General features: G+C 74.1%; 12 protein-coding genes. 6 read left to right on the top strand and 6 right to left on the bottom strand.

The window, feature by feature from the left end:
- Positions 1 to 27 precede the first annotated feature (27 nt).
- Both ACIBPC_RS03355 and ACIBPC_RS03350 read left to right on the top strand, forming a co-directional pair.
- Positions 28 to 1,257 (top strand): hypothetical protein, encoded by a 1,230-nt coding sequence (locus ACIBPC_RS03355; RefSeq protein WP_398840933.1) that lies wholly within the window; start codon positions 28 to 30, stop codon positions 1,255 to 1,257.
- 96 nt (positions 1,258 to 1,353) lie between these two features.
- On the top strand, positions 1,354 to 2,223 hold the full coding sequence (locus tag ACIBPC_RS03350; protein WP_398840932.1) for a universal stress protein: 870 nt from the start codon (positions 1,354 to 1,356) through the stop codon (positions 2,221 to 2,223).
- A gap of 309 nt (positions 2,224 to 2,532) precedes the next feature.
- Here the strand turns inward: ACIBPC_RS03350 and ACIBPC_RS03345 are convergent, their stop codons facing one another.
- The 3 genes from ACIBPC_RS03345 to ACIBPC_RS03335 form a co-directional block, all read right to left on the bottom strand.
- A complete protein-coding gene (locus tag ACIBPC_RS03345; RefSeq protein WP_398840930.1) occupies positions 2,533 to 4,956 on the bottom strand; it encodes a glycoside hydrolase family 65 protein in 2,424 nt (807 codons plus the stop codon).
- On the bottom strand, positions 4,953 to 5,705 hold the full coding sequence (locus ACIBPC_RS03340; protein WP_398840929.1) for an HAD family hydrolase: 753 nt from the start codon (positions 5,703 to 5,705) through the stop codon (positions 4,953 to 4,955). Before ACIBPC_RS03340 ends, ACIBPC_RS03345 begins: the two co-directional genes overlap by 4 nt.
- Before the next feature lie 77 nt (positions 5,706 to 5,782).
- Positions 5,783 to 6,484, bottom strand: coding sequence for a helix-turn-helix domain-containing protein (locus tag ACIBPC_RS03335; RefSeq protein WP_398840927.1), 702 nt, complete (start codon positions 6,482 to 6,484; stop codon positions 5,783 to 5,785).
- 598 nt (positions 6,485 to 7,082) lie between these two features.
- Here ACIBPC_RS03335 and ACIBPC_RS03330 point away from each other — a divergent pair.
- Positions 7,083 to 7,229: a hypothetical protein gene (locus tag ACIBPC_RS03330; protein ID WP_362955924.1), complete on the top strand. Its 147-nt coding sequence runs from the start codon at positions 7,083 to 7,085 to the stop codon at positions 7,227 to 7,229.
- A gap of 124 nt (positions 7,230 to 7,353) precedes the next feature.
- Here ACIBPC_RS03330 and ACIBPC_RS03325 read toward each other — a convergent pair whose 3' ends face one another.
- A complete protein-coding gene (locus tag ACIBPC_RS03325; protein ID WP_362955921.1) occupies positions 7,354 to 7,908 on the bottom strand; it encodes a hypothetical protein in 555 nt (184 codons plus the stop codon).
- Between the two features lie 70 nt (positions 7,909 to 7,978).
- Between ACIBPC_RS03325 and hemC the strand changes: the two genes are divergently transcribed.
- A complete protein-coding gene (hemC, locus tag ACIBPC_RS03320; RefSeq protein ID WP_398840924.1) occupies positions 7,979 to 8,911 on the top strand; it encodes a hydroxymethylbilane synthase in 933 nt (310 codons plus the stop codon).
- A 16-nt stretch (positions 8,912 to 8,927) separates the two neighbouring features.
- Here the strand turns inward: hemC and ACIBPC_RS03315 are convergent, their stop codons facing one another.
- Positions 8,928 to 9,386 carry a nitroreductase family deazaflavin-dependent oxidoreductase gene (locus ACIBPC_RS03315; RefSeq protein WP_362955915.1) on the bottom strand — a complete coding sequence of 153 codons (459 nt, stop codon included), beginning with the start codon at positions 9,384 to 9,386 and terminating at the stop codon, positions 8,928 to 8,930.
- Between the two features lie 135 nt (positions 9,387 to 9,521).
- Here ACIBPC_RS03315 and ACIBPC_RS03310 point away from each other — a divergent pair, with 135 nt between their 5' ends.
- Positions 9,522 to 10,244, top strand: a complete 723-nt coding sequence (locus tag ACIBPC_RS03310) for a TetR/AcrR family transcriptional regulator (RefSeq protein WP_398840922.1) — start codon at positions 9,522 to 9,524, stop codon at positions 10,242 to 10,244.
- Positions 10,245 to 10,326: 82 nt separating this feature from the next.
- Here the strand turns inward: ACIBPC_RS03310 and ACIBPC_RS03305 are convergent, their stop codons facing one another.
- Positions 10,327 to 11,736: an endo-1,4-beta-xylanase gene (locus ACIBPC_RS03305; RefSeq protein ID WP_362955909.1), complete on the bottom strand. Its 1,410-nt coding sequence runs from the start codon at positions 11,734 to 11,736 to the stop codon at positions 10,327 to 10,329.
- A 148-nt stretch (positions 11,737 to 11,884) separates the two neighbouring features.
- On the opposite strand from ACIBPC_RS03305, the gene ACIBPC_RS03300 reads away from it, so the two are divergent.
- The gene (locus ACIBPC_RS03300) at positions 11,885 to 12,901 is read left to right on the top strand and encodes a LacI family DNA-binding transcriptional regulator (protein WP_362955906.1); all 1,017 of its coding nucleotides are present in this window, start codon (positions 11,885 to 11,887) and stop codon (positions 12,899 to 12,901) included.
- The last annotated feature ends 30 nt before the right edge of the window (positions 12,902 to 12,931 follow it).

The raw sequence follows: 12,931 nt of genomic DNA, 5'->3' as shown, positions 1-12,931 counted from the left end.
TTCTCTCCCCCCTGGAGAAGCACACACATGCGCATACCCCTTGCCCTGGCGGCCCTCGCGACCGGCGCCGCCGTGGCCGTCGCGGGCGCCCCGGCCGCCGGTGCCGCGACACCCACCGCCGTCCACGCGGGCAGCGAGCCGGTCTTCACGGAATTCCCCCTGCCACCCGGCGACGGCGGCCAGTTGCTCGACACGGTGCAGATCGACCCGTACACCACCTGGGCGTTCGGCATGCACCGCAGCGAAGGCACGAAGGACAGCCCGCTCCTCTACAGTTTCGACTCCCGATCCGGCAAGGGCTGGGAAGAGATCGCCCTGCCCGCATACGGCGGCTACAGCAACGAGATCAACGCCGCCGCCGCCGTCCCCGGCTCAGGGGGCGAGGACGCCTGGCTCGTGGGCCTCGCCGACATCGGCGCGGACGCCACCGTCTCGACCATGCACCTGTCCGGCGGCACCTGGGAGAACGTATCCGCGCCGCTGCCCGCGAACGGTGAGTTCGGCGGTTTCTCGGCGGTGTCCGCGCTCGCCGCCGACGACGTGTGGGCGGTCGGCTGGGCCGAGATCATCGACAGCCGCGTACCCGATCCGCGCAAGCCGGGCGGCGAGATCATCACGTCGCACGTCGAGGCCGTCCTCGAACACTGGGACGGCACCGCGTGGCGGCTGGTGGACCTGCCGGACGCCACCGACCTCACCGTGAGCAGCCTGCTCGCACCGGCCCCCGGCGAGCTCTGGATCGGCGGCTGGGACTCCGACGGCGACCCTGCGGTGCGGCACCTGGAGGACGGCACCTGGACGTCCGCCGACCTGCCCGACCTGCCGGGCGAGTACGGCGAGCTGTACGGCCTGACGCCGGGCCCCGACGGCACGCTGTGGGCCACCGGCCGCAGCTTCGCCTACGACGTGGACTGGCAGCCGGACGACAACGGCGACCGCGCGCTCGTCCTGCGCAACACCGGCGGGACGTGGGAACGGGTCCCCGCCCCCGCCTCCGCCGGCCGCATCGACGACATCGTGGTGACCCCCGGCGGCATCACCGCCGTCGGCGAGCGCTACGACAGCCACAGCGGTTTCCTGACGCGGCTGCGGGGCGACAGCTGGAGCACCCCCGCCCTCCCGGCGGGCGGGCCCGGCTACCGCTGGTTCAACGGCATCTCGGCCGCCCCGAACGGGCAGCTCACGGTGGTCGGCGCCACGGCGGACGCGGAGACACCCTGGATCCAGCAGCCGCTGGTCCTCAACGGCTGGTCCTGAGCCGTACGCCCCGGGGGCGCACCACCGGTCGCCCCCGGGGCCGAACCGCGCCACAGTGGTTCTAGCGGTCAGCGGTCACGAGAGCGAGGTGCGCCCATGGTCCGGCCGATCACGGTGGGGGCGGACGGCAGTCCGCAGAGCGCTGCCGCCGTCGAGTGGGCGGCGCGCGAGGCCGGGCGGCGCGGTCTCGGGCTGCACCTCGTGCACGCCTGGGTGGACGAGTCCCTGTACATGGGGACGGTGCCGGACGGCGGGGACGGTGAGCGGCTGCTCGCGGAGGTGGCGCGCGAGGTCTGCGCGCGCCACCCGGACCTGGCCGTCACGACCGAGCTGCTGGCGGAGACCGCGACGGCCGGGCTGATCGAGAAGGCGGACGCCGCCGAGGTGATGGTGCTCGGCTCGCGCGGCCGCACGCCCGTGATGGGCTTCCTGCTCGGCTCGGTCGGGCTGCCCGTGGTGGCGCACAGCAAGCGGCCCGTCGTCCTGGTGCGCGCCGGGACGGACGACGAGGGGGACGAGGTCGTCGTCGGCCTGCGGGACCTCGGGCCGCCGGGGGACGCGCTGCTCGGGCTCGCGTTCGCCTCGGCCGTGCCGCGCGGGGCGGCCGTGCGGGCGGTGCGCGTGTGGGGCGGGGCGCCGTCGCTGTTCGGCTCCGACCTGCCGGAGAACCTGGAGGACCGCGACGCGTACGCCGACGCCGAGGCGCGGGAGACGGCGGCGCTGGTGGAGGCGCTCGCGCCGTGGCGCCTGCAGTACCCGGACGTGCCGCTGATCGAGGACGTGCGCTTCGGGAACGCGGCGGAGGAACTGCTGCGCGCCGCCTCGGTGAGCGCGGCGCTGCTGGTGGTGGGGCGGCGCACGAACCGGTCGCTGCTGAGCATGCGCGTCGGGTCGGTGGCGCACGCGGCGCTGCACCACGCGCCGTCGCCGGTCGCCGTGGTGCCGTACGAGCGGCACGGCGGGTAGGGCCCGTTGCCGGGAGTCGGCACCGCAGGCCGATGATGCCCCAGCCGCGGCCCGGGAGACGACGTCGCCCCATGCGGTGACCAGTGCCTCGGACGCGGCGAAGCCGGCGGCGTACGTGTCGAAGGCGGGCCGCAGCAAGGGCAGTTCCGGCTCGACGCGGGTCCAGTGGCGGCGGAACACGGCCACGTCCCCGGGAGGGCACGAGAGCAGCGTGTCCGTGCCCCAGCGCTCCGCCCGTGGGGTCGCCGAAGGCCGCCACGCCGAGCAGTTCGCCCCTGCGGCCGGTGGGCGGTCCCCGGGGCGCGGCGGTCACTCCGGCAGGGGCAGCACCGTCTCCTCGCCCGGCTCGACCTCGACCGTCCGTTCGCCGAGCCGCACCCTGGCCGGTGCCTCCTCCCACTCGGGGACGGACACCTTCACCTCGCCGGGGCGCATGTGCAGCCGCACCTCGACGCCCCGGAAGCGCACCGAGAACGCGTACTCGGACAGCTCGGGCAGCGGCGCCGGGTCGAGCCACAGCGCGCCCTTGCGCGTCTCAAGTCCGGTCAGCCCGCGCTGCACGAGGTCGAGCGTGCCCGCCATCGCGCCGAGGTGGATGCCCTCGGAGGTGGTGCCGCCCTGGATGTCACAAACATCGCTCGCCAGCGCGTCTTGCATATAGGACCACGCCTTCGCGTGCCGGGACCGGCCCAGGACCCAGGCGTGCACGACGCCGCTCAGCGTCGAGCCGTGGCTGGTGCGGTCCAGGTAGTACGCGACGGTGTCCCGCCATGTGTCCTCGTCGAAGGAGGTGTAACCGAGGTGGTGGAAGACGGCGACGAGTTCGCGCGGCTGGAAGAGGTAGCCGAGCATCACGGTGTCCGCCTGCTTGGACGCCTTGTAGCGGTTCACCGTGTCGTGCTCGGACTCCAGGATGCGGTCGAGGCGGCGGATGTCGCCGTACTTCTTGCGGTAGCCCTCCCAGTCCAGCTCCTCCAGGTCGCCGTAGCCCTCGAACTGGCTGATCACGCCCTCGTGGAACGGCACGTACAGGCGGCGCGAGATCTCGTCCCACTCGTCCGGCTCGCCCTCGCCCATGCCGATGCGCTCGAAGACCTCGCCGCGCCGCGACACCGGCAGGGTCCGCGCGACGCGGACGGCGTGCGCCAGCACCCAGGACGCGGTGACGTTGGTGTACGCGTTGTCGTCCAGGCCCGACGTGTCCCGGTCGGGATAGCCGTCGTGGTACTCGTCCGGGCCGAGGACGCCGAGGATGCGGTAGCGCTCGTGCTGCCGGTCGTAGACGGCCGAGTCGGCCCAGAAGCGGGCGATCTGGAGCAGCATCTCGGCGCCGCGCGAGTGCGCGAACTCGACGTCGCCCGTCACCTGCCCGTACCGCCACACGTTGTAGGCGACCGCCGAGCCGACGTGGTGCTGGAGCCGCGAGTTGTCGGGCAGCCAGCGGCCCGAGCGCGGGTTGAGGTGGACCTCGGGCGTCTCCTCGCGGCCGTCGCTGCCGCTCTGCCAGGGGTACATCGCGCCCGCCCGGCCGATGGCGTGCGCCGAGCGGCACGCCTCGGGCAGCCGCCGGTAGCGGTAGTTGATCAGCGCCTTGGACAGGTCGGGGAAGTGCAGGTTCAGATACGGCAGGACGAACAGCTCGTCCCAGAAGACGTGGCCCCGGTACGCCTCGCCGTGCAGTCCGCGCGCGGGCACGCCGACGTCCAGCTCGGCCGTGTGCGCGGGCGAGAGCGTGGCGAGCAGGTGGAAGAGGTGCACGCGCAGGATGTGGCCCGGCTCGCCGGGGACGTCGAGCGCGGCGTGCCGCCACAGCCGGTCCCACGCCATGCGGTGCGAGCCGAGCAGGTCGGCGTACGCGGGGGCGCGGCGCACGCGCTGGAGCGCCGCGGACTGCGGGCTGCTGATCGCGGGGTCGCGGGACGTGTGCAGCGCGACGGTCTTCTCGACGGCGGCGGGGCGGTCCGGCGCGATGGGCAGGTCCATCACCTGTCCGACGCGGAAGTCGGAGCGGTGGGTCCTGATGTCCTCCCGGCGGATCTCGGGCTCGACGCGGGTGCGGGCGGCGACCACGATGCGGATGTCCGACTCGTTCGTGCGGCAGCGCAGCCAGACGATCGCGGGGTCGGTCTCGTCGCCGCCGGTGTGCAGCGACGTGAGGTGGTGGTCGGCGAGGTCGCTGTAGCGGGGCACGCCGGTGTTGCCGATCGAGCCGTCGATCGCCGACTCGATCTCGATCGCGCCCGTCCAGTCCTCGGCGACGAACGCGGTGCGCAGCGCGGCGAGATGGGGGTCGCCCATGTGGACGAGGCGGGACTGCTCGACGCGGGTGTGGCGGCCGTGCGCGTCGCGGTAGCGGAAGCGGCGCTCCAGCGTGCCGCTGCGCAGGTCGAGCCACTGCCGGTACTCCAGCAGCTCGCCCCCGGCCGCGCCGTCCGGGGTGAACCAGTCGCCGTCGGGGCCGTCCTCGGGGCGGACGCGGAAGCGCAGGACCAGCCAGTTGGGCAGGTTCACCATGTCCTCGTGCTCCAGCCTGCGGCCGGCGAGGAGGGTGGGGGCCCGGTTGTAGAGCCCGGCGGCGTACGTCCCGGGGTAGTGGACGCCGTCGGCGGTCGTCTCGGGGGCGGCGCCACGGGTGGCGAGATAGCCGTTGCCCAGGGTGCACAGGGCCTCGCGCAGGGGCTCGGCCTCCGGGTCGTAGCCGTCGTACGCCCATTCCCACGCGGAGTCCGTCATCCGCCGCCACCTCCCGCGTCGGCGCCGACGAGTTCGCCGAGGTCGCGGACGACGATGTCGGCGCCGTGCTCGCGCAGGTCGTCCGCGCTGGTCGCGCTCCGCGTGCGGTCCACGCCGACGACCAGGCCGAAGCCGCCGCGGCGGCCCGCCTCGACGCCGGACAGCGCGTCCTCCACGATGGCGGCCTCCCCGGCGGGGACCGACAGGCGGCGCGCGGCCTCCAGGAAGATCGCCGGGTCGGGCTTGCCTTCGAGTCCGAGGCGCGCCACGTCGTTGCCGTCCACGACCGTCTCCAGCATGGAGCGGACGCCTGCGTGCGCGATGAGGTCGCGCGCGTGGCGTGAGGAGGAGATCGCCGCGCAGCGCACGCGGGCGCTGTGCAGCGCGAGCAGCAGCCGTACGGTGCCCGGGTACGCCTCCAGGACGCCCTCGTCGAGCACGCGGTTGAAGATCCCGTCCTTCATCGCGGCGACGGCGCAGACCGTGTCCGTGCCCGGTTCGTCGTCCGGCTCCCCGTAGGGCAGGTCCATGTCCCGCGCGGCGAAGAAGGCGGCGGCGCCGTCGAGGCGTGACTTGCCGTCGACGTACCGCCGGTAGTCGTCCTCCTGGTCGAACGGCGGATCGACGCCGGGTACGGTGTCGAACGCCTCCTTCCAGGCGGTCGCGTGCGCGCGCGCCGAATCGGTGATCACTCCATCGGTGTCGAACACCACGGCCCGGCAGTCCCAAAGCTCCGGCACAGCCACCACACCGCCTCCCGGACGTCGGTCTGTCGCCTTCGTTCCATGGGACCCCGGGCGCGGCCGTCCCGCAAACGGGCGACGGCTCAGCGGCGGGTCGCGAGCCGCAGCCGGTGGCCGGTCACGCTGACCGGGCGCAGCCTGACCCACAGCTCGCGCTCGCCGCGCACCCAGCGGCGCCCGCCGGTCGCGGCGGCGAGGCGGGCCGTCTCGTCCTCGTCGGTGACCGGGGTGGCGCGGCCGAGGATCTGGACGCTCCAGCCGACGCCCTCGGCGCCGTCCAGCATGTCCACCTCGAACGCGACGTCGCTGTCGAGGGAGGGCGGCGCGTCGGTGCTCGTGCGGAAGACGACGGCGCCCTCGATCAGGCGGTAGCCGGCGGGGACGATGGCGGGGCCGTCCGGAGTCGTGACGGCGACCCTGCCGACGGAGTGGCGGGCGACGAGGTCGTAGCACTCGTCGCTGCCGAGGGCGACGAGTTCGACGGCGCCCGCCGGGTGCGGCGCGGCCCCGGCGAGGGGGCGGGCGCCGCGCAGGTCGGCCACGGTCGTGTCGAGCGCGCGGGCGACGCGGGTGAGCGAGTCGAGCGTCGGCGACGCCGGGCTCTCCTCCAGGTAGCGGAGGTACTGGGGCGCGACGCGGGCGCGGTGGGCCACGTCCTCGCGGCTGAGGCCGAGTTCCTCGCGGCGCATGGCGACGCGGCGGCCGACGTCGCCGCGATGGGTGCGCGTACCCGTTCCCGTGCCGCCCTGCGCCGTGCCCTGTGCGTGCCTTGCGCGGCCTGCCATGGTGACCACCTCTCCGCTCCGTGACCGGCACCCCCGGCCGGCCCGACGACCGGCGCTCTTCCCAGCCTTCACCCGGCTCGCGGGACACGCGCGCCGGGGCGCGTCCCGTGCTGGTGGCGCGTGCGGTTGTCAAGTGCCCCGGAGCAATGTCAGCCATTCCCCGGGGGATCCACGGGAGCGGCGGCGCCCCGGTGGCGCCCGTGCCGTACGGCCACCCGCCGCCCGTCCCTGCGGTGCGGGCGGCGAGGTGCCGGGAACTGCGCGGTCGGCCGGCCGGTCCGTGCGCCGGGCGGCCGGGACCGTGCGCGTTCCCGGGGTCCGGCTGCCCCGGCGCGGCGGTGCCATGCGCGTGATCCGCCGTCAGTTTCCGGCCGTGCGCCCCCCGGACGCGCCGGGCGCACACCAAGGTTGTGGCCCGTTTCCACTGTGCCCTCGGGCGCCATGCGGTCACGCTATGACGGGAGATCACCACACCATGTGATGAGAGCCATGATGAGAGGTGAGGTCACGTGAACACGACAGCGACGCCGTGCGCGGACACCAGGGCCGACCACCGCGCGGCTGCTCCGGCCGCGCGCCCCCGGCGGGAGTGCGGGCGATGAGCGACACCGAGCAGTCCCCCGCGCAGCGCAACCCCGACCGCCGTCCCGAGCTGGAGGACCTGCTGCGCGAGGCGAACGCCCTCAGCCGCGCGGACCGCCGCGCCAAGGGCGGCGACACCACGCGCCCGCTGCCCCCGGCGTAGTACCCACCCCTCCGGCGTTCCCCCGTGCGGGTGAACTCGTACGGGTGAGGGCGCGGGAGCGCGTACGGATGGTCGTGCCTCCCGCCGCCCGGCGCGTGGACGGCGAGGGCGGGAGGCGGGGCGGTCAGAACGTGTCGTACGGCCAGCCGTCCGTCGTGTGGACGACGTAGTCGGGGCGGGTGCGCGCGGTCGCGTCGCGCAGGCGCCGCAGCACCGTCGCGCGGTCCGGCGGGTCGATGCCGAGGGCACGCGCCGCGGCCCGCTGCCGCGCCGGGTCGAAGCCGGTGACGACGTCGCGGAAGTCGTCCTCCAGCGCGTCGAGTTCGGTCTCCCCCGGGGTCTCCGGGGCGCCGGGCCGCAGGTAGCGCAGGCAGTCCTGCCAGTACGGGACGCGGGCGAGCAGTTCCAGGGCCTCGCGGAGGCTGCCCGCGATCAGCCCGCTCTGGCCTTCCGGCGAGGTGTAGAGGACCGGGCGCTCGGCCGCGTCCCGTTCACCGCACAGGAAGTACGTGCCGCCCGTGGCGCAGCCGGCGATCGGGGTGAGGGGCCTGCCGGACGAGAGGTGCAGGTCCTCGGCGGGCTGCCGCCGCGTCACGTCGAAGGCGCAGGGGCCCTCCAGGTACGCGGACAGCGCCGCGTCGTTCTCGATCCGGGCCAGCAGAACGGAGTCGTCAGCCATGGGGGCAACGTATCCGTCCGCCCGTTCGACTCCGCAAGGGGGCGGTGGCTGCGCGGCTAGGGTGACCGCCATGTCCGGTGATCTCCTCCGCATCGTGTCCCGTTCCTCTCCCATGGCCCTGGCGCAGGTCGAGCGCGTGCGCGCCGAACTGGCCGTGCTGCGCCCCGGGGTGCGCACGGAGGTCGTGCCCGTGACCACCTCGGGCGACCGGTGGACGGGCGATCTGGGCGTGCTGGGCGGCAAGGGCGCGTTCACCAAGGAGGTGGACGCCGCGCTCCTGGCGGGCGCGGCGGACCTCGCGGTGCACTGCATGAAGGACGTGCCCGCCGACCGGCCGCTGCCGCCCGGCACCGTGTTCGCCGCCTACCTGCGGCGCGACGACATCCGCGACGCCCTGGTCCATCCCGGCGGGCTGGCCCTCGCGGAGCTGCCGGACGGCAGCAGGATCGGCACGTCGTCGGTGCGGCGGCGCGCGCAGCTCGCCGCGTCGTACCCCGGGCTGGTGTGCGTGCCGCTGCGGGGCAACGTCAACCGCCGCCTGGAGAAGCTCGCCGCCGGTGAGGCCGACGCGCTGCTGCTGGCCGTCTCGGGACTGGCGCGGATCGGGCGGCCCGGGGTGGCGTCGCAGGTGCTGGGCGTCGAGGAGATGTGCCCGCCGCTGGGCGCGGGGGTGCTCGGCCTCCAGTGCAGGGCGGACGACGACCGGGTGCTGGAGATGGTGTCGGGGCTCGGGGACCCGGGCGCCTGGCGGGAGATGACGGCGGAGCGGACGTTCCTGCATGTGCTGCGCGGGCACTGCAACAGCCCGATCGCGGGCTACGCGCGGGCGGAGCGCGACGGGCGGCTGCAGCTGTGGGGGCGGGTGTTCTCGCCCGACGGCAAGACGGTGCTGGACGCGCACGAGTGGGCGGGGCCGCTCGACCCGGAGGCGCTGGGCATGTCGGTGGCGGTGGCGCTGCTGCGGCAGGGGGCGCGGGACGTCATCGACGCCATCCCGCACTGACCGCCGCGCGCGGCCCTCACAGGGTGGTGACGCGGAACACCGGATGGTCCGGGGCGATGCGGCGCAGCTCCTCGTCGGAGGACTTCGGGCCGACACCGTCGAAGAAGACGCCGACCTCGGCCTTCCAGCGCGTGAGGTAGGCGCGCAGCAGTTCCGGCTTGTCGTCGTCGGCGACCTCGGTGGCGGTGAAGTCGGTGGCGTGCTTGCCGAGGATGAGCTGTCCGCCGCCCGCCGCGCGCATGTTGTGGGTCCACTGGACGTGGCCGCGCGGGGCGACGAGGTACTGCTCGCCGTCCACGGTCAGGAGGTTGACCGGCGTGCGGCGCCAGGTGCCGCTCTTGCGTCCCTTGACGGCGAGGACGCGGGAGCCCCAGACGCTCAGGCCCCTGCGGGTGAGCCAGGAGACGGTGCGGTTGAGCACGTGGACGGTGAACCAGCCGGGCTTGCGCAGGTGGGGGGTGGCTTCGCCGCTCATGGTGGGCGCCTCTCGGGTGACTGTTTCGTGAGCACTGCTCTCGGTCTGGAGCAACAGTGGCACACGCCCGGCGCGAACGCAAGAGCACTGCTCACGTCTTGGTGCACCGCTCCGCGCGGTGGCAGACTGGCCGCCATGAGTGCCATCGAAGGAGCCAGGGCGAGAGCCAGGCGTGAGATCACCACGGCCATCAAGGAGGAGGCGCGGCGCGGACTCGCCGCCGAGGGGCCCGCCAGGCTGTCGCTGCGCGCGGTGGCCCGGGAGCTGGGCATGGCGTCGTCCGCGCTGTACCGGTACTTCCCGAGCCGCGACGACCTGCTGACCGCGCTGATCACGGACGCCTACGACGCGATGGGCGGGGCGGCCGAGAGCGCCCTCGCCGCCGCGCCGCGCGAGGACCCGGCGACGCGCTGGGTGGCCGTGTGCGCGGCCGTACGGGAGTGGGCGCTCGCGCACCCGCACGAGTTCGCGCTGGTGCACGGCACCCCCGTGCCCGGCTACGCGGCGCCGCAGACGACGTCGGCGGCGGGCTCCCGCGTACCGCTCGCCCTGCTCGCGCTGACGCTGGACGCGCACGCGGACGCGCTGCTCGCGCCGCCGTCGTGGGACCCGCTGCCGCTGGACGTGCGGGCGGAGGCGGAGCAGCTGGCGGAGGAGTACGCGCCGGGGCTGCCCGCGCCGGTGATGGCGGCGGTGGTGGCGGCCTGGGCGCAGCTGGTGGGGCTGGTGAGCTTCGAGGTGTTCGGGCAGTACACGGGCGTGGTGACGGCGCGCGAGGAGTTCTTCGCGCACGCGGTGGGGCGCCTGGGCGCGGACGTCGGGCTGGCGAGCACGCGCGGCGGGGCCCCCGAGGAATGAGCGCCGGGGAATGAGCGGTACGCCCCTCCCCCGTCGCCTTCGCAGGGGCGGGGGGGGGAGGGGCGTACGGCGGGACGGGTGCCTACGCCGCCGTGCAGGCGGTGCCGTTCAGGCTGACGGTCGGCGGTGTGTACTGACCGCCGTTGTCCGTCTGGAAGCCGAATCCGATCGTGCCGCCCGCGCCGACGTTCCCGTTGTACGGGGCGTTGGCGGCGGTGACGGTCGCGCCCGACTGGCTGAACACGGCGTTCCACCCGCTGGTGACGCGGTGCCCCGACGGCAGGGTGAAGGTGGCGGACCAGCCGTTGACGGCGGCCGTCGTGCGGATGCCGACCTCGACGACGGAGCCGGCGTTCCAGCGGCTGGTCACCCGCCAGGTGACCTGGCAGGGCCCGGTGGGCGGGTCCGGGTCGCCGGGGTCGCCGCCGCCCGGCTCGCCGCCGAGGGCGGTGAGCATCGCGTCGAACGCGGGCTTGGCCTGGTAGTTCTGGTCGTACAGGCAGGCCGCGCCCTGTCCGTCGAAGACGCCGGGGACCCACGAGTCGGCGTCGCTGAAGCCCCAGACGGTGATGCCCCGGCAGGCCGAGACGGCGAGGCACGTGCGCGTGACGGAGGCGAACTGCGTCGCCTGCCGCTGGAGTTTGGCGCTGTCCGCCGGCAGGGTCATCCGGATGTCCAGCTCCGTGATGACCACTTCGAGGCCCAGGTCGGCGAACCGCTGGAGGTTGGTCTGGAAGGTGGACGGGATCTGGTCGAGGATGAAGTGCGACTGGAAGCCGACGCAGTCGATGGGCACGCCCTGCGACAGCAGCGAGGAGACGAGGTTGTACAGCCCGTTGCTCTTCGCGCCGACGCCCTCGGTGTTGTAGTCGTTGATGCACAGCTTGGCGTTGGGGTCGGCCGCGCGGGCGGTCCTGAACGCGGTGCCGATGTAGCCGGAGCCGAGGGTGTTCGAGAAAACCGAGGAGCGCAGCGTCCCGTCCTCGTTGAACGCCTCGTTCACCACGTCCCAGTACGCGACGTCGCCCTCGTAGTGGTCCATGACGCTGGTGATGTGGTTGTTCATGACCTGCGTCAGCTGCGTCTGGTTGAACCCGCCGTTGGTGACCCAGCCCGGCAGCTGGCTGTGCCAGACGAGCGTGTGGCCCCAGACCTGCTGGTCGTTGGCCTGCGCGAAGTCGACCAGGCGGTCGCCGGGCGCGAAGTTGAAGGAACCGCGCGACGGCTCGATCGCGTCCCACTTCATGACGTTCTCGGCGGTGACGCTGCTGAACTCGCGGCTCGCGATGCCGGTGTACGTGCCGTTGCCGAGCCGTCCGTCCGCGACGGCCGTGCCGACGAAACGGCCCTGCTCCTCGGCCGCGTCGCGCAGGGTGGCGGCCGCGGCGCCCGGCTCGGCGGCCGGTCGTTCCGCGGCCTGTGCGGCGCCGGTCACCAGGGAACCGGAGAGCAGCGCCGCCGAGGTCGCGAGGACGACCGCGGCTCTGCGCACCAGGGGAATCATCGTGGTGCCCCTCTCGTTTGTCATGCCCCCGCAGGCTGACGGGACCGTTCTACGGTCGGCCCTGGGCACCGTCAACCCTTCCGGAATAATGTTGAAAAACTTCCGGGTCTTCGGGTGCGAAAGATGAGGGTTTTGGATGAGTGCGGAGCGCAAGGTCACGATCACGGCCATCGCGCGGGAGGCCGGGGTCTCGGTGCCCACAGTCTCCCGGGTGGTCAACGGCCGGTCAGACGTGGCGCCTGAGACCCGCGCCAAGGTGGAGGAGCTGCTGCGGCAGTACGGCTACCGGCGGCGCGCCCACGCGCCCGGCGACCGGGCCGCCCTGCTCGACCTGGTGTTCAACGACCTCGACAGCCCGTGGGCCGTCGAGATCATCCGGGGCGTCGAGGAGGTCGCGCACGACGCGGGCGTGGGCACGGTCGTCTCGGCCATCCACGACCGCGCGGGCGCGGCGCAGCAGTGGATGACCAACCTGCGGGCGCGCGCGTCGGACGGCGTGATCATGGTGACGTCGGTGCTCGAACCCGGCCTGCACAAGGAGTTGCACCGCCTCGGGGTGCCGCTGGTCGTCGTGGACCCCGCCGGGTCGCCGGCGCTGGACGCGCCGACCGTGGGTGCGACCAACTGGGCGGGCGGCCTGGCGGCGACCGAGCACCTGCTCGGCCTCGGCCACCGGCGGATCGGCTTCATCGCCGGGCCGCCGCGCCTGCTGTGCAGCCGGGCGCGGCTCGACGGCTACCGCGCCGCGCTGGAGTCGGCGGGCGTGCCGGTGGACGAACGCCTCACCGTGCCCGGCGACTTCTACCACGAGTCGGGCTTCCACGGCTGCGGGCGGCTGATGGACCTGGACGAGCCGCCGACCGCCGTCTTCGCGGCCAGCGACCAGATGGCGATGGGCGCGATCGAGGCGCTGCGGCAGCGCGGGCTGCGGGTGCCGCAGGACGTGAGCGTCGTCGGCTTCGACGACCTGCCGGAGATGCGCTGGTCCGCGCCGCCGCTGACGACGGTGCGGCAGCCGCTCGCGGAGATGGGGAAGGTGGCCGCGCGCACGGTGCTGCGGCAGGCGCGCGGCGAGGAACTCGACTCGCCCCGCCTTGAGCTGGCGACCGAGCTGGTGGTCCGCGCCTCCACGGCGCCACCCGCCGCGCGCTGACCCGCACCAGCACCCGACCAGCGAAAGAGC

It is taken from the genome of Streptomyces sp. NPDC049879 (genome assembly GCF_044461265.1).
Taxonomy (GTDB): Bacteria; Actinomycetota; Actinomycetes; order Streptomycetales; family Streptomycetaceae; genus Streptomyces.
This window is presented reverse-complemented; position numbering and strand designations above follow the sequence as displayed.